The organism is Paraburkholderia sp. J7 (assembly GCF_905220155.1).
Lineage (GTDB): Bacteria > Pseudomonadota > Gammaproteobacteria > Burkholderiales > Burkholderiaceae > Paraburkholderia.
The window spans coordinates 199,068-219,728 of record NZ_CAJMYZ010000015.1 but is presented as its reverse complement, the minus strand read 5'-3'; the positions used below and the strand labels follow the sequence as shown (position 1 = coordinate 219,728).

Annotated in this window: 18 protein-coding genes and 1 riboswitch; of the genes, 9 read left to right on the top strand and 9 right to left on the bottom strand. The window is 61.5% G+C overall.

All coding sequences use genetic code 11. From position 1 onward, the window contains the following. Positions 1-176: 176 nt before the first annotated feature. Positions 177-2,369 (bottom strand): glycoside hydrolase family 28 protein, encoded by a 2,193-nt coding sequence (locus U5A58_RS24515; RefSeq protein WP_321963396.1) that lies wholly within the window; start codon positions 2,367-2,369, stop codon positions 177-179. A gap of 909 nt (positions 2,370-3,278) precedes the next feature. Between U5A58_RS24515 and U5A58_RS24510 the strand changes: the two genes are divergently transcribed. After that, the gene (locus tag U5A58_RS24510) at positions 3,279-3,590 is read left to right on the top strand and encodes a DUF4148 domain-containing protein (RefSeq protein ID WP_321913221.1); all 312 of its coding nucleotides are present in this window, start codon (positions 3,279-3,281) and stop codon (positions 3,588-3,590) included. Between the two features lie 93 nt (positions 3,591-3,683). Here the strand turns inward: U5A58_RS24510 and U5A58_RS24505 are convergent, their stop codons facing one another. Further along, positions 3,684-4,373 (bottom strand): potassium channel family protein, encoded by a 690-nt coding sequence (locus U5A58_RS24505; protein ID WP_321936904.1) that lies wholly within the window; start codon positions 4,371-4,373, stop codon positions 3,684-3,686. 297 nt (positions 4,374-4,670) lie between these two features. Here U5A58_RS24505 and U5A58_RS40880 point away from each other — a divergent pair, with 297 nt between their 5' ends. Continuing rightward, a complete protein-coding gene (locus U5A58_RS40880) occupies positions 4,671-5,078 on the top strand; it encodes a GFA family protein (RefSeq protein ID WP_415774064.1) in 408 nt (135 codons plus the stop codon). 90 nt (positions 5,079-5,168) lie between these two features. Here the strand turns inward: U5A58_RS40880 and U5A58_RS24500 are convergent, their stop codons facing one another. Together U5A58_RS24500 and U5A58_RS24495 are read right to left on the bottom strand one after the other, a co-directional pair. Beyond that, positions 5,169-6,053, bottom strand: coding sequence for a helix-turn-helix domain-containing GNAT family N-acetyltransferase (locus U5A58_RS24500; protein ID WP_321963395.1), 885 nt, complete (start codon positions 6,051-6,053; stop codon positions 5,169-5,171). Positions 6,054-6,195: 142 nt separating this feature from the next. After that, complete coding sequence (locus tag U5A58_RS24495) at positions 6,196-7,641, bottom strand: DEAD/DEAH box helicase (protein WP_321963394.1); 1,446 nt, start codon at positions 7,639-7,641, stop codon at positions 6,196-6,198. 386 nt (positions 7,642-8,027) lie between these two features. Between U5A58_RS24495 and U5A58_RS24490 the strand changes: the two genes are divergently transcribed. Further along, positions 8,028-8,597 (top strand): YdeI/OmpD-associated family protein, encoded by a 570-nt coding sequence (locus U5A58_RS24490; RefSeq protein ID WP_321963393.1) that lies wholly within the window; start codon positions 8,028-8,030, stop codon positions 8,595-8,597. A gap of 88 nt (positions 8,598-8,685) precedes the next feature. Here U5A58_RS24490 and U5A58_RS24485 read toward each other — a convergent pair whose 3' ends face one another. From U5A58_RS24485 to U5A58_RS24470, 4 genes are all read right to left on the bottom strand, one after another. Continuing rightward, on the bottom strand, positions 8,686-9,588 hold the full coding sequence (locus U5A58_RS24485; RefSeq protein WP_321963392.1) for a DMT family transporter: 903 nt from the start codon (positions 9,586-9,588) through the stop codon (positions 8,686-8,688). Positions 9,589-9,877: 289 nt separating this feature from the next. Next, positions 9,878-10,252 carry a VOC family protein gene (locus tag U5A58_RS24480; RefSeq protein ID WP_321913227.1) on the bottom strand — a complete coding sequence of 125 codons (375 nt, stop codon included), beginning with the start codon at positions 10,250-10,252 and terminating at the stop codon, positions 9,878-9,880. 32 nt (positions 10,253-10,284) lie between these two features. Further along, the gene (locus U5A58_RS24475) at positions 10,285-11,007 is read right to left on the bottom strand and encodes a YafY family protein (protein ID WP_321963391.1); all 723 of its coding nucleotides are present in this window, start codon (positions 11,005-11,007) and stop codon (positions 10,285-10,287) included. A gap of 94 nt (positions 11,008-11,101) precedes the next feature. Next, positions 11,102-12,043: a LysR family transcriptional regulator gene (locus tag U5A58_RS24470; RefSeq protein ID WP_321913229.1), complete on the bottom strand. Its 942-nt coding sequence runs from the start codon at positions 12,041-12,043 to the stop codon at positions 11,102-11,104. Between U5A58_RS24470 and U5A58_RS24465 the strand changes: the two genes are divergently transcribed. The 4 genes from U5A58_RS24465 to U5A58_RS24450 all read left to right on the top strand — a co-directional run bounded on the left by U5A58_RS24465 (position 11,966) and on the right by U5A58_RS24450 (position 16,673). Continuing rightward, complete coding sequence (locus U5A58_RS24465) at positions 11,966-12,946, top strand: gamma-glutamyl-gamma-aminobutyrate hydrolase family protein (RefSeq protein ID WP_321963390.1); 981 nt, start codon at positions 11,966-11,968, stop codon at positions 12,944-12,946. The two genes, U5A58_RS24470 and U5A58_RS24465, sit on opposite strands and share 78 nt — an antisense overlap. A 34-nt stretch (positions 12,947-12,980) precedes the next feature. Then, on the top strand, positions 12,981-14,084 hold the full coding sequence (locus U5A58_RS24460) for a M14 family metallopeptidase (RefSeq protein WP_321963389.1): 1,104 nt from the start codon (positions 12,981-12,983) through the stop codon (positions 14,082-14,084). 39 nt (positions 14,085-14,123) lie between these two features. Beyond that, complete coding sequence (locus U5A58_RS24455) at positions 14,124-15,461, top strand: MFS transporter (RefSeq protein ID WP_321963388.1); 1,338 nt, start codon at positions 14,124-14,126, stop codon at positions 15,459-15,461. 132 nt (positions 15,462-15,593) lie between these two features. Continuing rightward, entirely contained in the window at positions 15,594-16,673 is a 1,080-nt protein-coding gene (locus U5A58_RS24450; protein WP_321963387.1) for a porin, read from the top strand. 73 nt (positions 16,674-16,746) lie between these two features. Here U5A58_RS24450 and U5A58_RS24445 read toward each other — a convergent pair whose 3' ends face one another. Next, on the bottom strand, positions 16,747-17,130 hold the full coding sequence (locus U5A58_RS24445) for an ATP-dependent protease (protein ID WP_321963386.1): 384 nt from the start codon (positions 17,128-17,130) through the stop codon (positions 16,747-16,749). A 201-nt stretch (positions 17,131-17,331) separates the two neighbouring features. Beyond that, a riboswitch (Fluoride riboswitch) is annotated at positions 17,332-17,394 on the top strand. Between the two features lie 158 nt (positions 17,395-17,552). On the opposite strand from U5A58_RS24445, the gene U5A58_RS24440 reads away from it, so the two are divergent. Together U5A58_RS24440 and U5A58_RS24435 are read left to right on the top strand one after the other, a co-directional pair. Next, positions 17,553-19,088 (top strand): MutS-related protein, encoded by a 1,536-nt coding sequence (locus tag U5A58_RS24440; protein ID WP_321963385.1) that lies wholly within the window; start codon positions 17,553-17,555, stop codon positions 19,086-19,088. Next, on the top strand, positions 19,085-20,638 hold the full coding sequence (locus tag U5A58_RS24435) for a MutS-related protein (protein WP_321963384.1): 1,554 nt from the start codon (positions 19,085-19,087) through the stop codon (positions 20,636-20,638). Before U5A58_RS24440 ends, U5A58_RS24435 begins: the two co-directional genes overlap by 4 nt. Positions 20,639-20,661: the final 23 nt, after the last annotated feature.

Below are 20,661 nucleotides of genomic sequence, written 5' to 3'. Positions count from 1 at the left end.
GTTGCCGCGACGACATTCCCTTTGTCATGCCACCGGACGCCTGTACGCGCGAACCGGTTCAATCGGGGGATGAGCCGAAGCGCCAACCCCGGCAGCCAACGTCTGACAAGGAACCCCACTGACGACCCAGTCACCACGCACACGAACGCGGCTGCCCGCGTCCGTGTGCGTTGGCATCAGGTCGCCGGTGCGGTCAGCGACGTGTTGTACGTGGTGCCGGCGATCACCACGTTGGTCAGCGTAATGCCGCTCACATTGCTCGCGAAGACCGGACCCGGCGCGGCCGATGCGGACGTTGCAGGCGTGGTCGGCACTGCGCCCGTGCACACCGGATTGCCGAGGTTGCAGTTCGAGATCGTGACGCCGCTGATCGGACTCACGGTCGGCACCGGCAGCGGACCGTTGTAATCGACGGCCTCGGGGCCCTGCATGACGAGCGCCTGGAAGCACGAGTTCGACCCGGCCGCGAAGCCCGAAGGCATCGAGTACGACACCGCGCCCGAGACATTGCTCGCGTTCACGTTCGTAATATTGATGTTGCTGATCACGGACGGACTCCAGCGTACTGCGTCGCCGGACGGGCTGTAGTCGCAGTCGAACGTGATCAGGCCGCCCTGGCCCGTGGACGGGTTCGTAGCAAGGCCGGTCGTTCCCGTACCCGTGATCTTGCTGATCGCCGCGCCGAGCGAACCGCCGCCGTACTTGCCGGCGAGGTTCACGCCGTTGGACAGCGTCACTCCGTTGATCCACACGTTGTTGATGAACCCGCCGCGGTTCATGTTGCTCTTGAACCGCAGCGCGATATTCAGCGGATTGCTCGCCCAGTTTTCATTTTGCATCGTCAGGTTGCGAGCGTAGACGTTGCGCACGCCCGCGCTCATTTCACTGCCGATCGTCAGACCGCCGTGCCCGCTTTGCATCGTGCAGTTTTGCACGACGATGTTCTGCATCGGGCCGTACTCGGTGTCGAGGTACTTGCCGGACTTGATCGCGATGCAGTCGTCACCGGTGTTGAACTGAACGTTCTGCACCAGCACGTGGTTACACGCGTCGGGATCGAAGCCGTCGTTGTTCGGCCCGACGCTGTCGGCGAACACGCCGTCGATCACCACGTTCGTGCAGTCGGTGGGGTGGTGTTGCCAGAACGGCGTGTTCTGCGTGTGATAGTTCTGCAAATACACATTCGTGCAGCCGATGAACTCGATCATGCACGGACGCAGATAGTGACCGTTGCCGAAAATGCGGTTCTCGACCGGCACGCGCAATTCGGAAAGCGCGGGCAGATAGTTCTGGTCCTGGTTCCAGCCCGTGCCCGTGAGCAGGCCCATTAGGGTAGTTGTCGTTCCGTACTGATTCGTGAAGGAGACGTTGGCCTGCGGGTTCTGGATTTGCGCGGCGGGGAGGCTGGTGAGCGCGACGTTGTTCGGATTCGCATAAGCCTGCGAGGGCGTTGACGAGCCCGCGCAACCGTACGTGTTGCTGCTTCCCTTGTAGGTCCACCAGCAGGAGGTTGGCGCCTGGGTGCTGGGTTGCATGGGCGTCATCGCCTGACCGTTCAGCACGCAGGTGTTGTCGTCGGCGGTGACGGCAATGTTGGTCTGGCGGAAGGCGTAAATCGGCGAGCCGAAATTCAGGCAGTCGTTCGCCTGCCAGCGCGTGTGGTACAGATTGCCGTTCGCCGTCTTGTACGGGCCATTCTTCGCGTAGTCCGCCGGGTTCGGACTGAAATAGATCGTGCAGCCCGACTCCAGGTGGAGATTCACATGGCTCAGCAGCACGATCGGGCCGCCGCAATACCAGTTGCCGGCCGGGATCACCACGCGGCCGCCACCGGCGCGACTCGCGTCGATGATTGCGGTGTTGAATGCGCTGCACGAGTCGTATTGCGTGCCCGTGTAGTCGCACGGGACCATCACGCCGGAGCCCGGGCTTTGCAGGTCGCTGGTCGGATGCGCGGTCTGCTCCGTGCCGCCCGTCACCCATGGAATCTTGCCGCTCGGCCATGCGGTCGACGTAATCAGCGCGGCGGCGGGGAGCGTGCGCGCGCCGTAGCTCGTCACGTGAAATTCGGCGCGGTTGAACAGCGAGCGATCGACGTGAGCGAGCCTCCTGATGATGGCCGTGGCCTGGCCGTCCGGGCCCCAGATCGGGTCGCCGGCGGCGTGGCCTGGCGGCTGCGGAAGGTGCCCGCCGAAGGTGGCAGGCGTGGGGAACATGGAGTCTGCTGCTGCCGCGCCGCGGCTGGCCGCGAGCAGGCTTGCGCCTGCGGACGCGCCGGCAAAGGCCATGAACGCGCGCCGTTTGGGCGAGGCGGGAGCGTTGGTGTGGCCTTCGGAAAGCAGGGGATCGTCTTTGCCTTGTGTTGTCATTTGATTCGTTCTCCTATTTTATCTCGCTGATTTATTTCGCTGACAGGGTGGCTGGACTTCGGCGGCCTTTAGGCCGCGTGACGACGCTATTGCGAACGGGAGAGGCACGGTTACAGCGAAGAGATCGAACAGGAGCGGCTGGCCGATCACCATGGATATTGTTGTCAGACGACATCGAAATCGTCAATCAGATTTATCTAGGTGATGAACCTGGTGCTTCCAGTTGTCGCGCATATCTACAGCTAGCTTACGGGCGTTGGGAATTTGTCTGACGAGCGGGGTGGGGTTCTCCGATGCAACGCGGGCGGCGTTGTTTGGTGTGAAGGTGTGTTGGGTATTTGTAATGGAGGCAAAGCCGATGTTGAAGTTTGCGACGCATAAGGGCAGGCAACGAGTGCGTGCGGTCTTTCGGCGTTCGAACGAGCAAGCGGCGTTAGTTGATGACGAAGCCCGCATGCGATTGTCCGGGGCGGCGATGATTGACTGTTAATTTGGATTCCTGATTGGTGAATTCGCACGCGCATCGGCTTGGCCGGGCGAGAACACCATCGGTTGCGGCCCAATGCGGAGCGGCGAAAGCGTGGCAGTGAGCCTGCAGGGCGCACAATCGTCATTTGGCAGCCCGCTGTCTCCAGTCGGCTTCGGGCCTCGAACGCCACCCCCGGCGCTCCCGGTCCGTCAAAATAAGGGAACCGAACGGTCGACTCTTTCATATACTGCTCGTAACAACAGTCTGATTGCATTCGACCTGCTCGCTGCCGACGCAGGTGCAATTCAGGAGAAGCGGCGATCGACGCCGGCGGCCTCACTACGCGTCGCCACGCTAATGCAATCTATGCGCGGAAGTCGAGTGCGACCGGCGGCGTCGCGCCGCGTGAGTCGTGCCTATCGGACGCGTGGAGATACGCTATGAAAACCCTCCCGAGAAACTGCGCGACGCTTGCTGCATTGGCGCTCATGCTGATGGGGTGCGTCACCGCAGGCGCGCCACAAAGCGGGCCGCATCTGAGCCCTACGGAGTGCCGTGACCTGGCCGCGCTGAAAAGCAACCCGTCGCCAACGAAGGCGCAACGCCAAAGCGAGCTTTCGGCGTTGAGGAAGGCGGGCTACGACCCGGCGCCCTGGAACGACGACCCAAACTACCCGGATGATCTACACGCGGCGCAGCGGCTGGTCGACCACTGGTTCCAAACGGATTGCCAACAGGTTCAACCCGGGTGAGATGCCCCGGCGGCCCTGCGGACCTCCTCGCACCTGGCGAGCAGCAACCGTGCGCGCCGGCAATCACGCAGGCACGACTGAACGTCGCGCTTCTTATGATTTGCCGTCGGTATAACTCTCTCGCGGAGGGTACACACCGGCGAGGCGCGCGATCAGGATCGCGACGAACAAGCTGCCGGTGATCTGTTCCACCATGCACATGCCGCGCGCCGGGCGCGTGAGTGGCGTGATGTCGCCGAAGCCGGTGCTTGTGAGGACGGTGATGCTGAAGTAAAGCGCGTCGGCATAAACGAGCCGCCCCGATTGTCCGACGATCATGTACGACTTCGGATAGAAGAATCCGATGCTCGCGTATATGTACGCCCAAAGCACGCCAATCAACAGATATGCCGCCGCCGCGCCAAACAACTTGTCAGGCGTCATGATCCTGGGCTGGAAAACGTAGCGCAGAAGATAGGCAACCGTGATGGAATAGAGCACTGCGCAGAACAGCCAGGATACGGCAAGGCTGCTATCGTCGTCGTGCCAAAGGCCGAGGTACTGGAACCACATGGCCGGAATGGCAAGCAAAAGCGCGATCGCAAACGACAGTGTCGTGCGTCCGACCGCTGCCACGGTTGCGATCAGAAGAAACATATTGACGACGTTCAGGAACAGGCGGCCACTATCGCTCGCCGGGACAAACGAAACCGCGCCGATGAGAGCGAGCAGCACGACAAACAGCCAGAAACAGCGCTGGTAGAAAATGCGGGACAGCGCTTCGCGCGTGGTATGGAAGGCCATGATGTTCTCCCCTGGGTTCGCGCATGTCTCGGCCAGACCCGCCGGGCCGCGTGTGACGGAAGTATAGAGCGGTAGCACACGCAGCCGCGTTCGCCCGCGTTGGCGCAAGTCGACCCGTGGCGGGCAGTCACGATTACCTTAACAGGACGTTCGCAAGGGTGAAACCGGCTATTTGCCTTGTAATGTGGGTGGCGTTACACTGCGCCCGCGCTGAGGCAGCGCCAGGTGGCAAGCTTCCAGTGAGGGATCTGCGAGATGCCAGTGAAAGCGAGTTAGGGCGAAGGAGGAAACAGTAACGTGACTGCTCCATTTTCCGGCGGCTGTGCATGCGGATCGATCCGTTACGTATGCTCGCGCGCGCCAATTGCGACGCTAAACTGCCACTGTCTGGACTGCCAGCGCTCAAGCGGCGCTCCTTTTGCTTCCGGCTTCATCGTCCGGGTCTCGGACATGACGATCACGGGGACGCCGAAGACGTACTCGGTCCGCGCTGGCAGTGGCCGGCTCGCGACTCGCAGCTTTTGTTCCGATTGCGGCTCTCCTCTGTTCACCTATGGCGAGACTGCACCAGAAGTCATGTCCGTTCGTTTCCCTACGCTCGACAATTCGTCGGAGTTTCAACCGATGGTGGATATCTGGACATCGAGCGCCCAACCGTGGGTTTGCCTTAGTCAGACAATTCCTCACTATCCTCAGTCGCCCTGATTCGCTCGCCGCTATCGTGCGATTGTGCGATTGTGCGATTGTGCGATTGTGCGACTGTGCACGAGCAGCGCCCTATGTCGGCGAGGCCGTTCAAACCAGCCGCTTTTCAAACCAGTGATGGGCATAGGGTTCCGCGCTGAACGCATCGACTTCGATGTATCCGGATTGCCGGTATAGCGAAATCGCTTCGCGCAGAGCGCGGTTTGTCTCCAGGCGAATCACGCGCGCTTTGGCCTGCCGGGCACGCTTCTCCGCCTCGACAATCAACCGGCGGCCTACACCCAAACCCCGGGCGGCGGGACTCACCCACATCCGCTTGAGTTCGGCCGGAGACTTCTTGTGAAACTTCAGCGCGACGCAGCCTATGGGGCTTCCATGGAGTCTCGCGACGATCAACGCGCCTTCCGGCGCCGTCAGTTCATGAGCGTCTGCGGGCAGGCTCATGGACGGGTCGAATCCCGCCTCGAAGCGTTCGTTTAGCTCGCCGAAGTATTGTTCGAAGCACCACCGCGCATCATCGCTATCCGGCTTCTCAAGCACGTATTGCACAAGGGACGCCTGTAGCAAACGCTCAACCTCAGACATGGCTGCAACCAGTCTGCGTCGCTGCTCATCGCTGAGCGGCTCGAGCGCGCGTGAAGCGACGGCGTCGGAGAGCCGTTCGAGTTCGGCCCTTTCGATGAGCCCTTGCGCAGTCAGGCAGGCCCGGCGTACGCGCCGGTCGTTCGGATGAGTGAGGACGGCAACAAGGTTTTGTCGCTCAAGAGACGCCAGGGTCCGGCTGACATAGCCTGAATCCAGGTTTAGCCGCGCGCGTAGCGCGCGAATATCCGCACCTTCGACACCAATCTCCCATAGCAGGCGTGATTCACCCATCGGGCGGCCTCGTCCGAGGAAATGATCGTCGATGGCGCCGATGCTTTCGGCGACGATGCGGTTAAAGCGACGAATCTGGAGAATGTCGGCTGTGCTCATATCTCTGACTTTAGTCAGAGATGTGGCTTCCGTCAACATAGAGTCGATGCTGTGCCGCCCCCAAAGGACAGGCTCGGACCGGATGAATGCCGGCCGCGAGCCGCCAGCCTGCTCCACGGCCGGCGTGACTTATCCCCACGGATCAGGGTTGGCGTTTGCCGCGGCCGCCCGCGGGTTTGCCAGCTGGCTTACGTGAACCCGCAGCTGGCTTGCTGGCGGGTTTGCCGCGTGGCTTTTGCACGCTGAATGGGCTACCGCTGGTCAGGCTCGTGCCTTTGCCCGCGGCCGCCGTGCGCTGCGCGGCAGGCTTGGGTTTGTTTGCGCCATTTTGCGGGCGCGTTTTTTTGCCGGGCGGCTGCACGGCACCCGTCGCCGCTTGCGGCACTTTGGGCTTCTTGGGCTTTTTGGGTTTCTTGATGATCTGGCCCGTCGCGCTGGTTTCCGGCACGCGGTGTTCGGCTTCGAAGCCCGGCTCTTCTTCGCGGCGCAGCGTTTGCCGGATCAGCGCTTCGATCGCGGCCAGTTGCGGCGCTTCATCGGCGCACACGAGGGACACCGCCACGCCGCTGGCGCCCGCGCGGCCGGTGCGGCCAATACGGTGCACATAGTCTTGCGCCACGATCGGCAGATCCACGTTGATCACGAGCGGCAGGTCGTCGATATCCAGCCCGCGCGCAGCCACGTCGGTGGCGACCAGCATCTGGACTTCGCGCGTCTTGAAGCGCTCCAGCGCCCGCAGACGCGCGGGTTGCGGTTTATCGCCGTGGATGGTGTCGACCGCATAGCCCGCATCTTCCAGCATGGCCGCCAGGTAATCCACGCCACTGCGGGTCTTGACGAACACCAGCGCGTGCTCCCAGTGGTTCTCGGCCACCAGGTGCATGAAGAGGTCGGGCTTGTTCCTTTTATCGACCGTCACCACCCATTGCTTGATCTTGCTGGCCGTTGCATTGGGCGGGCTGACGCTGATATTGACCGGGCCGTGCAGAATGTTCGCCGCCATGGCGCGGATATCGTCGGTAAACGTGGCAGAGAACAGCAGGGTCTGGCGCTGCGCGGGCAAGGCTGCAAAAACGGCGTTGAGTTCGCGCGCAAAGCCCAGATCCAGCATGCGGTCGGCTTCGTCCAGCACCAGCGTTTGTACCTGATCAAACTGCACGGCGTTCTGTCGATTCAGGTCGAGCAAACGGCCCGGTGTGGCAACGAGCACATCCACGCCTTTGCGCAACTTCATCATCTGCGGGTTGATACTCACACCGCCGTAGGCGGCCAGAAATCGTAAGTCGAGCCCTTTGCCGTAAGCCATGAAGCTTTGCAGCACCTGTTCAGCCAGTTCGCGCGTGGGCACCAGCACCAGAACACGCGCGCGGTTGCTCGACACCGCCGGTCCGTGTTGCACCAGCCGTTGCAGCAGCGGCAGCGCAAACCCCGCCGTTTTGCCAGTGCCGGTTTGTGCCCCAGCCATGACGTCACGGCCGCTGAGGACAGCAGGAATCGCCTTGGCCTGCACCGGCGTAGGTGTCTGGTAATTGAGGTCCTGCACATTGCGCAGCAAGGGATCGATCAGGCCAAGCGAGGCAAAAGACATTGGCGTATTCCGGGCTAAAATCGCAATTCTAGCGGTTACCGGCTGATCGCGCCGCGCTGGCAAGCTGTGCTACGAGGCGGCGATGCGCGGCACCGCCGCCACCCGCTGCCCGAAACAAGGATGGAGTCTTGTCAGGCCATGCGTTGTGGATATAAGCAATCCTACTCATTTACGAGTGCTATTGCTTCCTTTTCGTTAGCGAGACGCGACCCTCAGATTTTTGCCGATCGATCTGAAACATCATGTCTGTGCTGTCCTGATTCCCGATGGGTACACGCTGAATTGTCGATCAATCGGGTATTCCCAAATTCGCGCAAGTCGGTAATCTGCGAGGTATCGGTGAACAAAAATGCTTCGCTGCCGAACTGCAACCATTCGGATCCTCCATGACTGAGCCTCGTTTGACGTTCCTTGACCAGAATGAATGGGAAAACTGGTTGACGCAAAACGGCGCGACCTCGACCGGGATATGGCTTCGCCTCGCGAAAAAGGGCGCTGGGAAGCCAACCTTGACCTACGAACAGGCGCTGGAAAGCGCCCTTTGTCATGGCTGGATCGACGGCCAGAAACAGACAGAATGTGAAGCATACTGGTTGCAACGCTTCACCCGACGCTCCGCGAAAAGTATCTGGTCCAAACTCAACAAAGACCGCGCCGAAGCGCTGATCGCGGCAGGCAGAATGCGTCCTTCGGGCATGCGGGAAGTCGAGAAAGCCAAAGGGGATGGCCGTTGGGAGGCCGCCTATACCTCGGCCAGCAACTCGGTCGTGCCGGACGACCTGCAGGCCGCACTGGATGCCAATCCCGAGGCCAGCGCGTTCTTTGCGACGCTGAGCGGCCGAAACCGCTACGCCATCCTGTTCCGGATACAGAATGCCAAAAAGCCCGCAACACGGGTGCGCAAGATCGAGGAGTTCATCGGCATGCTGAATCGCGGCGAAACCATTCATCCCTAGTCGCGCATGATCGGCCGTTACGACAATCCGGCTGAGCGTCGGGTTCTGGCCGCGCGGAGAAGCCGCGAGGTTGCAAAAGACCGCTGCATCACGCAAGCGGACCCTCGGTATCCTTCCTGCTTATGGCGACGGCAATTGCACTACCGACAATCAACGCTATTCCGAAGAGGGATAGCGGTTGCATCGTCTCATGCCACACGATGTAACCGAACAACGCCGCCCACACGATGCTTGTGTAGTTGTAGGGCGCGAGCCTGCCTGCGTCCGCCTGACGAAAAGCCATCGTCATTAAAAGTTGCCCGGCTGTCGCGAAGGCCCCGAGAATTGCCATAATCAGCAGCGAACTGGCGGACGGTGTTCGCCAGCTGAATAGAAGTGTGCATCCGGTAACGACCGTTCCCACCATGGTGAAGAAGAGAACTGTCGTCTCCGAGTCGTCGGTAGAACGAATGCGCTTTATCTGCAAGATGGACAACGCGCCGAAGACCGCGCTCAGTAGAAGGAAAGCCGGGCCGAGCCAGCTCGACTGCCCACCGCCCGGACGCACCACGAGCAGCACGCCCAGGAATCCAACGATCGCTGCCGCTACCGAACGCAGCGTCAAGCGTTCTCGCAGAATCAACGGTGCGAGGAGAATAACGATCAACGTCTCGGAATAGGCAAGCGCTACCGCTTCACCCAAGGGGACGTAAGGCAATCCCGCGAAAAAGAGGCCCGATGCGCCCAGAAGCATCAACGCCCGCACCGTTTGCCCTCCAAGATCGACATTTGCCAGCCGCCTGGTCAGGGGAACAGGTCCCACACAGCACATCGCCACCGCGGGGACCAAGCCGAACAGCATCCGAAAGAACGTCACCTCATTGGCTGGATATTGCAGCGCAACCGTCTTCGCCAGCGCGTCCACCACGGCAAAGCAGAACATGGACGCGAGTATGCTGCCGATGCTGCTCAGGGGAAGGGCGTTGGCGGACGTTGCGCTGGAAGATGACATGACCTGCCGCATTAGACGTGAATCCTGGCATGATCTCATAGGCTTGGTGAGATCCAGGCCGAAAATCATGGCCTTGCGTGCGCTATTGCGACCGACCGGCCAGCGAGAGATACGTCTTGCGTGATTGTCGGCTCTGCCGGTCGAGGAGGCGCGCCGCATTCACGCGCCGCCGCTGCCTCTTATGCAAAAGTCATAACCCGACCTTCAGGAGACGTTCGCGTCTTCCCGATGCGGTCATTCGAAAATGAACGAACAGGGTAGCAGTGGGCCATCGGGAAGGCGGCTTTTCTCAACGTCCGGGGCGAGAAAACAAGTTAACGAGATTCCCATCCGGGTCGCGCAGCAGGAGCGAGCGATTGCCCCAAGGCATCAACGTCGTCGGCATCACGATGGTTGCTCCGGATGCATTCATCCGTTCGAACACCGCGTCAACGTCCTCCACTTCGAACTCCAGGATTGCCGATTGATTGGCTGCGGCAGTGGCGGCGCCGACATTGAATAGCTTGATCAGGTGCTCAGATGATATCGCCAGTGTAGAGCCCTCGAATCGCATTTCGGCAAACCCATCGGCGAGACGGACAGCCTCGATCCCGGAAAGCCTCTGATAGAACTCGACCAGCTTTTCGATATCCGTGGTCACAACGCGAACCGATGCGAACTTCATTTTGAACTCCTCGCCAAGAAAGGAGCTTCAGTCTACTGATCCATACTGTCAGATTCTGGCAGTATGGTGCGGCTGGCGGCCTGATTGCGCTTGCGCCACTCACGAAGCAGTGTGGAGCGCCTCTTTGGGCAGCGCTCCTCCATCTGCTCGACACTCAAGATCCGATCCGAACGGAAATTCCGAAAATCGGCTCGCAGCTCGCACCACGCCATCAGGACTCGCGCCTGGTCGAAATACACCAGGGCAAAAGGCCAAACGATACGCCGGGAGTGAATGCCCGCGCCGTCCACGTAAGTTATTTCGAGCTTTCGTTCCGCGCGGACAGCGGCACGCAAAAGGTCCGGCGAGATTATGTGGGCCGGTCTCGACAACGGTGCGCCGACCAGCAGCGAAGACTCCTCCAGTTCGCGGCGCAATTCAGCGGGCAGTACGGCGGCTATTTTCGCAAGCGTGCTGAGCGCGCCGGCCGATAGCGTCTTGTCGCCGCGATCGGCCACCCAGCGCATTCCGAGCACCAGGGCATCGAGTTCCTCCGAGCGGAACATGATGGGGGGAAGCATGAAGCCCGGCTTCATCACGTAGCCAATGCCTGGCTCCCCCTCGATCATGGCGCCTTGCGCCTGCAAACTGGCGATGTCCCGGTATAACGTGCGGATGCTTACGCCGAGCTCGTCAGCGAGGGCCTGGCCGCTCACAGGGCGTCGATAACGACGTAACACTTGCAGGAGTTGAAGGAGACGTTCGGCACGGGACATAACTCAATCCGGATATCGATACTGAAGGAAATCGACGACGCGCCCCGTTGCTGCAGACCGAATGCATTGGGTACACGTTCAATAATCAATCGGCTCACGGCCCGCTGGCTTTAGCAGCGACAATGCGCGCGCCGACCCTGGAAAAACAGTCGGCAACAATCTCGAATGCCTGCTGCGCAGCGGGCACGAGCGTGCGCTCGGCGTGATGCACGATGCCGAGCGTCAGGTCCATGACCAATGGCGGATCGACGGCGAGCGCCACCGCATCGCCAGATTCCAGTTTCGAGACGATCGCGAGTTCGGTCAGGGCGACGATGGCGTCGCTCTTTTGCAGAATGCTGTGAACCGTGCCGACGTCGTCGGTTGTCACGGAGAAATAATCGATGACAGGCGCATTCAGGCCATAAAGGTCGCCGAGGCGCCTGGCCAGCGAGGGTTCGACGTAACCGGCGGCAATGAGCGGATACGCGCGCATATCGTCGAAAGTCACCTTCCGGCGGCCCGCGAGCGGATGTCCGCGCCGGGCAAACCAGCCGAAGGTGCAGGGGTACAGCGCCATGACACGCAAATCGGCGTGCTCACGCGCAACGCGAATATCGCCGACAAAGAAGTCCAGGCGTTCGGCCAATAGCGCGGCCACCAGCCGTTCGGATGTTTCGATCACGCTATGCAATTTCACTCCGGGCGATGCGTTCATCAGCCCGAGCACGATGGGCTCGAGGAGGATGGGCGCGAGTGACGAACCCATTCCGAACGCGAGCGATCCCGATTCGCCCGACTGCATCAGCGCCAGCAGGCGCGCGCCTTCCTTTTCATCGAGAATCATCCGCCGCGCGCGGGGCTCGTAGGCCTGCGCGTAGGGCGTCGGCCGCAGCCGGCGCTCGGTTCGGTCAAAGAGCGGCACGCCCAGCAGGTCTTCCATCGAGCGGATGCTGCGGGAAAGCGCGGGCTGGCTCAAATGAACGGCTTCAGCCGCGGCCGCAAGCGAGCCGTGGTCGAGCAAGGCGAGAAAGTGCCGGATCTGGCGAGTGTTCATTTCGTGGGTTCACTTGCAGAAACTGCATTGTATCCCCCAGAAATACGCAATGTACACAAGTCGCAGGGCTGCTTAGACTGCGCGGGCATTGACTCACTCTTCACGCCCATGCCTCTCGATACGACCCCAAGCCAGCGCCGTCCTGTTGTCGGCATCATCTCCGACAGCATCGAGCACTACGGGCATCGCGGGCATTCCGTCCTGCACGGCTACGTGCGTGCCGTTGCCACGATCTCGCGGGCGTTGCCCGTGCTGTTGCCGGCCTGCACCGAGGCGCTGGACGGCGAGACGCTGGCCGCGACGCTCGACGGCATCGTGCTGACCGGCAGCCCTTCCAATGTCGCCGCCGAGCGCTATGGCGCTTCGCCGCTGCCGGAAACGACACGGCAGGACCGCTGGCGCGATGCAGCCGTTCTCGACGTGTTGCCGGACCTGATCGCGGCCGGCATCCCGACGCTCGGCATTTGCCGTGGCTTGCAGGAGCTCAATGTCATGTACGGGGGCACACTCGAGGCCGCGGTGCACGCGCAGCCTGGCCGGCTCGATCATCGCGAAGGCGATCACGACCGGCCTATCGAACGCTGGTACGACGACAGCCACGCTGTGCGGATCATGCCCGGCGGTGTGCTCGACAAGATCGGCACGAACCCGGTGGAGCAGGTGAATTCGCTGCATCACCAGGGCGTCGACCGCCTGGGCGCTGGGCTGCGCCCGGAGGCCGTCGCAACTGACGGACTGATCGAGGCGTTCTCGATTGGCTGCGTGCCGCAGTTTGCGCTGGCAGTTCAGTGGCACCCCGAGATGCGCATCGACGACAGCCCGCTGTCGCTCGCCATTTTTGAAGCCTTTGGTGCCGCCTGCCGTTCGCGCCGTGACGCGCGCGCACACAATGCGCGCGTTTGACGTGCGCGCGACACAGCAACCCCCTCATCGAATCATGTCGAACACTCAATTTCGCGCCCTGTTCAGTCGCAACTACGCTGAAGCGCGCGACAAATTCCTCAATGCCGCCACTGCACGAGGCCTCGCCGTCGACTCGCATGTCCTGCCGCTCGAAGGCAAAGATGGAGAAGTGCTCGCGACCGATGTCGTGCTCGACGGTCCGCGTGATGCTGCGAAACTCGTGATCCTCATTAGCGGCGTGCACGGCGTGGAAGGCTATTGCGGTTCGGCGATCCAGACCGGCGTGCTCGGTCTCGGGCGTGTCGCCGACGCCGACACCGCTGTGCTGCATATCCATGCCATCAACCCGTACGGCTTTTCGCATTCACGTCGCGCAACACACGAGAACGTCGATCTGAACCGCAACTTCGTCGACTTCGGCACCGCGCAGCCGGTGAACGAGCGCTATGCGCAAATCCACGACCTGCTGCTGCCGGCCACGTGGCCGCCCGCTGACGACAACGAATCGACGCTCGACCTGTTGCGCAGGCAATGGGGTGCCCGCGGCTTTCAGCGTGCAGTCGGACTGGGTCAGTACGTTTTCGAGGATGGTCTTCACTACGGCGGCGCCGAACCGGCGTGGAGCAATCGCACGTTTCGCCGGATTCTTCGCGAGTACGCCCAGCGTTGCCTTCGCATCGGCTCGATCGACATTCATACGGGTCTCGGTCCCTATGGCCACGGCGAGCGGATTTTCGCCTGTCTCGATGAAGGCGGCGCGTTGGCGCGCGCGCGGCGGTGGTGGGGCGACGATGTGACCTCGGTGAATCAGGGCACGTCGACCAGCATTCCGATGACCGGCCCGATTCAGTACGGACAGTTCGAAGCGTGCCCGCAGGCCGAGCACACCAATATCTGCCTGGAGTTCGGTACGCATCCGCCTTCGCTCGTGCTGCCCGCTATGCGCGCCGAGCACTGGCTGCACCGAAGCGGCGGCGCCGACGTGGCGCAGGCCGCGTCGATTCGTCAGGCGCTCAAGGACGCGTTCTATCCGCAGGCCGACGACTGGCAAGCCGCGATCTGGCAGCAGGGGCGCGACGTATTTCTGCAGACCGTGCGCGGTTTGCAGGAGCCAGCAAACGCGACCGAGGCCGGTTGACGCGCCCGCGAACGAACCGCACCAGATAACGGAGACATCATGCGATCCACCCTTGTCGACGCACCCGGCAACTGCCAGGGCGCCCCAAACACAGAGCCGGCCGGAACCGTCAGCGGCGTGCGCCCGGTCATCAGCCGCAAGGCCGTTGCGGCAGCGGTGACCGGCAATGCGCTCGAATTCTACGATTTCGTGATTTACGCGTATTTCGCCGTCTATATCGGGCGCGCCTTCTTTCCGGTCGGCGGCCAGTACGGGAGCCTGCTGCTTGCGGCGGCGACGTTCGGCGTGGGCTTTTTCACGCGCCCGCTAGGCGCGGTGCTGATCGGCGCTTTTGCCGATCGTGCGGGGCGCAAGCCCGCACTCATTCTCACGGTTGCGCTGATCACGGTCGGCACGCTGGGAATGGCCGCCACGCCGTCGTATGCCAGCATCGGCATGGCGGCGCCGCTCATCGTGGTGCTGTGCCGGCTTCTGCAAGGCTTTGCGCTAGGCGGCGAGGTCGGTCCGGCGACGGCGCTTCTCATCGAAGCCGCGCCACCTGGGCGGCGGGCGCTCTATGCAAGCTGGCAACTCGCAAGCCAGGGCATTGCAGTCGCCGTGGGGGGCGTATTCGGTGTTCTGGTATCGATGACATTGCGCGCGGACCAGCTGGCGGCATGGGGCTGGCGTATTCCGTTCATCGCGAGCCTGCTGCTCGTTCCAGTGGCTGTCTATATTCGCCGGAGTTTGCCCGAAACGCTCGAGGACAACGACGCTCGCACGGCGTCTGAGGTATTGGGCGGCGTCGTGCGTACGCATCGGCGCTACCTGGTGCTGGGCGTGTTGATGACGCTCTCGGGCGCGGTCTCCTCGCAGATCGGCAACTACATGACGACCTACGCCATCCAGACGCTGAAGCTGCCGCCAACGATCGCGCAGACGAGCGCGCTGGTCGGCGGCCTGTTGACGTTTGCAGGCGGCCTCGCCGGCGGATGGCTGTGCGACATGCGCGGCCGCAAGATCGTGCTGATTGCACCGCGCGTGCTCCTGATGTTGTTGAGCGTGCCCATGTTCCTGTGGCTGCAGGCCGCGCCGGGTGCAACGAGCTTCCTGCTGGTGACGGTGATTCTCGCGTTGCTGACGGCCATGAGCGCAACGGCGGCGATGGTGGTCATGCCCGAATTGCTGCCCGCCAGCTTTCGCAGCACGGGTGTGTCGCTCGTCTACGCAATCGGCACGACGCTGTTCGGCGGCACCACGCAGTTCGCCGTGACGGCCTTGATTGCCTGGACCGGAAGCCCGATGGCGCCCGCGTGGTACATGGTGGCGACCAGCGTGCTGAGCCTTGCCGCCATGGCGATGCTTCCCGAAACACGCAACGTGGACGTGTCCAGATAGCGTCCTGCGCCGTGCGCGGCAGCGCCCGCGCCCGGCCAGCTACTCACCGCACCTTCGCATCATGCCGGGCGTAAGCCTGGCAGGGGCGCTCGCGCGCCTGCATTTTTCACCATAAAGACAATAGAACGAGACATGAAAAAGACCATGATCGCCGGCCTCGTGCTGGCCGGTATGCACGGTGCTGCGAACGCGCAGTCGAGCGTGACGATTTTCGGCAGCCTCGATACAGGGCTGACCTACGTGAGCAACGTCCACGGCAGTTCGTCTTTCGCCATGGCAGACGGCATCAACAAGAGCAACTCGCTAGGTTTCACGGGTGTCGAAGACCTGGGCGGCGGCAAGCATGCGCTATTCAAGCTGGAAAACGGCTACTCGGTGAACACGGGTACGCTGGGGCAAGGCGGATTGCTGTTCGGCAAGCAGGCCTATGTCGGCCTGGGCGATGCGTCGATTGGAGATGTGACGCTCGGGCGTCAATACGACTTCGCGTACTCCATGATCCGCTATTTGCCGTGCTTGTCGTGTGGCATCTACAGTGTTGAAAACGGCGACCTGGATCGCGTTTCCGGCGAGCGGTTGAACAACACCGTGCAATTCATGTCGCGCACGGTTGCGGGCTTTTCGGCTGGAGCACAGTACAGCTTCGGCGCAAGTTCCGGTAACACCACGACAAACGCCGGTCGCGCCGTGAGTGCAACGTTGCAATACGCCAGCAGTGCTTTTGCCGCAGGCGCCTTCTACACCGATATCAATGGTGCGCCCGTCTATGTCGGCATGACTGGCGCGGCGGAAATCTTCGGGCGCCCGATCACGCCCGCTACCGCGTTGCTCGTCGACAAGCAGCGCATCTTCGGATTTGGCGCAGCCTATACACCGGGTCAATGGCGGGTGTCAGCGGTTTATACCAATACCCATCTGGAACTTGGAAACGCCAGCGCACAGGATCAGGTGATTCACGTTGGCGGTGAGTATCGGCCCCGGCCCGATCTCGTGCTCGCCACCAAGCTCACGTACGACAAGCTCGATGCGTCGCATTGGCTTACGCTCTCATGCGGCGTGGACTATTTGCTCTCGAAGCGCACGGATGTCTACCTCGACGTGCATGCGCAGCGGGCATTCGGGGACAGCACCAAGGCATCGATCGCGCTGGCCGGCACGTCGTCGACAGACAAGCAATTCCTGTCGCGTGTGGGCATCCGGCATTTGTTCTAGCCGTTCTCGCGGGTACGGTACGGCCTGATTTTCGGGGGCGACGCTCTGGTCACACCCCGATGCCCAGCGGCGATCAGAGGTCTCCGCGCACTTCACCCGTGCCCAGCACGTTTCGCTGCCGGTTGACCTCCGCCCAAAGGGCATCGCTGTCGTCGTCGCGCAGCAGGATCATCCACTCCAGTTGATCGTCGGTCACACCGAAGTATTCCAGGATCTCCCTACGAACGGCATCGACGAACTGCGCGTATTCCGGCGTTGCCTGGGCCTGCGCGTGCAAGGCGTCGTATGCCGCATCGTCCGCGCCGCCGCCGTGCTCGTCGATGTAGCGCGAGATCCACTGGTCGCGTTCGCGGTCGTAGTCGGCCTCGGCGCGCATCGCCTGCACAGCCGTGTAGAAGTCCAGTTGGGCAAACGCGGCGATCGCCGCCGTTGTTGCCTCGTCGAATGGGGTTGTCATCGCATATCTCATGTGGGCCGTGGCACATTATCGCGCGGGCCGCGACTGGACACCCGAGACTTCCTCACTTTCGCACCTGCCATGCCCGCGCAGGCGGCCTGCGGCGCGTTCGAACGCTGTCGATGCGGCAGCCGCCACACACCGCGTTCTGCCCGGGTACGCCCGCCTGGGGGCTTGCAGCGCCGCCGATAGAGGCGTAACGTTGTTGCAGGAGATGGCATTCTCCTGGAACCGCCCCGACGGGCTAATGATGCCTACCGGCCTGGGAACAGGCACTGTCGGTGCATGCGGTTTCTTCGCTGGCCCCACCTGTGTCTGTGCCGTCAAGACGGCAACTCCCGGTTCACATCGTCACAGCCCAACCTTCGTTGGGCCTGGGTTTCGTCGCGCTTTGCCAAAGGCGTGGCGACGAGGGACTGGAAATGGGATTTCACAGCATCCTGTTTGAGACGCCCGAAGACGGGCCGCCTGCTGGCGAAGTGCACGAGCCGGAGTGCTTTGGCGACCTGAATCTCGACCAGATTGAGCTGAAGGTCACGCAGGGCTATGACGAGTACAACCTGAAGCCATTCTTTCGTGCAGCGCTCGACCGTGAGAGTGCAATACAGTATCGGCACGACGTGATGCGCGACCTCGGGAACCACGAGATTTCCCGCTGTATTCACGCCTTTGCGCAGGCTATGCGCAAGATGCGCTCAGCGCTGGCACAGGCAGAGAAGCTTTACTATCCGCGACAAAAGCAGTGGTGGTTTCTCGAAGCTGCGTTCCGGTATTGCGATGCGCTTGGGACGTTAGGCGCAACGCTACATGAGGCTCAACCGAAGTCGGCAGGCTTGCGAGAATTCAGCGCGTGGCTTGCAGAGTATCGTCGTGGCGAGGTCTTCATTGGACTCAGGCGAGATGTGGTGGAACTGCAGACGGCGCTGGAGGCCGTTAGATACGCGGTTCACATTCACGGCAACGCGGTGACCGTGCTGAATGACGACCGCGAGAGCGATTACAGCGCATACGTCGTGGCTATTTTCGAGCGATTCAAGCAGGGTGAGGTCAAGGACCACAGTGTCGAGGTCAAGGAATGGCCGGAAATGAATCACGTCGAGGCACAGATACTGGACTACGTCGCCAGGCTCCAGCCTCAACCGTTTGCGATGCTCGCCAGCTTCCAGCTCAATCACACTGACTTCCTTGATGCCACCATCGCCTCATTCGACCGCGAGGCGCAGTTCTACATCGCGTACGACGCCTATATTCAGAATTGCCGGGAGCAAGGTCTTCCATTCTGCTTCCCGGTGGTTTCGTCGTCGAGCAAGGCCGAACGTTGTCACGATACGTTCGACCTGGCGCTCGCGCACAAGCTGTGCGCAGACAAGCTTCCAGTCGTGCGCAACGACTTCTGGCTGGAGCGTGCTGAGCGCATTATTGTTGTCTCGGGTCCCAACAATGGCGGCAAGACGACTTTCGCCAGAGCGTTCGGGCAACTTCACTACCTCGCGAGGCTTGGCTGCCCGGTGCCTGGCAGTGAGGCGCGCCTGTATCTCTGCGATCAGCTCTTTGCACATTTTGAGCGCGGAGAGAATACGAAGGACATGCGCGGCAAGTTGCAGGATGACCTCATGCGCATGCACGCCATCCTGGCGCGAGCCACGCCCCGCAGCGTCATCGTGGTGAACGAGATTTTCAGTTCCACGACGCTTGCCGATGCGCTATTTCTCTGCCGCCGAATCATCAACCGGATGATGGAACGCGACGCGCTTTGCGTATGCGTGACTTTTGTCGAAGAGTTGGCCAGGCTCGGCGCGCAGACAGTGAGCATGGTCAGTGAAATCTGCCCGTCCAATCCGGCTGGGCGAACGTTCCGTATTCGCCGAAAGCCCGCCGATGGACGCGCATACGCCGTCTCTGTTGCCGAGCAGTACGGGCTCACCTATGAACGCCTGAAGGAGCGCCTTGTACCATGAAAGCATGGTTGCTCTATGCGCAGCGCGATTTCGACTGGCATCGCGATGAACAATGGAACGAAACCACACTCACGCGGGATCTCGAACTCGCCAGCGTTTTTGCGGCGATGGGGGCGGGCGACGAATTTCTCGAGGGTGTGGCGAAGAAGGTCGTGACCGTCAGTCTGGATGAGCTTGACGACATTCTTTATCGACAAGCCGTGCTCAGGGATTGTCTGAGCCACGAGGCCGTTGTACGGCGGCTCTATGCGATTGCCGTGGAGGCACAAGAGACAGAGCGCAAGAGCTTCTACTGGGGATTGACGGCTTCGGCTAGCAGCGTCCTGCACGCGGCCCGAGACCTCGTGCAGGCGTATCTCGCCTCGTTGGTGAAGTTGCGCCAGCTCGCTGACGATGAAACGTCGTCATTCGAATCAGCCGGGTTCAGACGGTTCTTCGCGATGGTGCGCGAAGCGTTGCCGGATGACTATTTCGCGGCCGTGAAGTATTGCCTGAAGGAACTCAGGTTCAACCGCGGTGTGCTGATGAGTGCGCAACCAGGTCGTGGCAACAAGGGCACACACTACGTTTTACGCAGACCCCACGAGCCGGACCCGAATCTGATTCGCCGTCTATTCGCAAGGCGGCCACCCTCATACACGTTCCGCATTGCCGAGCGAGATGAGAACGGCGCCCGTGCAGTCGCCGAACTTGAAGCGCGCGGCATCAACCACGTTGCAAACGCGCTTGCCCAGTCGGCTGATCACATCAAGAGCTTCTTCGCGATGTTGCGCGCGGAGCTTGGCCTCTATCTGGGTTTCATGAATTTGCGCAACAGACTGGCAAAGCGAGGCTTGCCAGTCTGTTTTCCTGTGCCTTTTCCGGTTGAGCAGCGCAGGCACAGCTTCTCAGGCCTGTACGACATCAGTCTCGCACTGCGTATGGAGCACGCACCGGTGGGCAACGATGTCGACGCGAACGGCAAGGATGCTATGGTCGTGACCGGCGCGAACCAGGGCGGGAAATCGACTTTTTTGCGTAGTATTGGAATCGCACAGGTACTGCTCCAGGCGGGCGGCATCGTCGGCGCCTCGGCATTTGAAGCAAACGTCGCAACTGGGATCTTCACGCACTACAAGCGGGAGGAAGATGTCACGATGCAAAGCGGAAAACTCGACGAAGAGTTAAGACGCATGAGCGAGGTCGTTGACCATATCCGGCCTCACGCGCTCTTCCTGTCAAACGAGTCGTTTGCATCGACCAACGAACGTGAGGGCTCGGAAGTCGGTAGAGCGATTATCGACGCTCTGCTCGAGGCGCGCGTAAAGATATGCCTTGTCACGCATCTGTTCACGTTGGCAAAGGGTCTCGCTACTGAATGCGCGTTTCCCGCAGTCTTTCTGCGGGCCGAACGCCGGGAAGACGGCGAGCGCACGTTCCGCCTGATTCAGGGAGAGCCGCTGCAAACGAGTTTCGGGCAGGACTTGTACCGCGCCTTATTCGAGGAAGACGCAATGGAGTCAGACGATGCTGGGCATATGCAGGAGCGTTCGCCACGCGTTAAGGCTTGACCCCAGGGCAGCAGCCAGCGGGG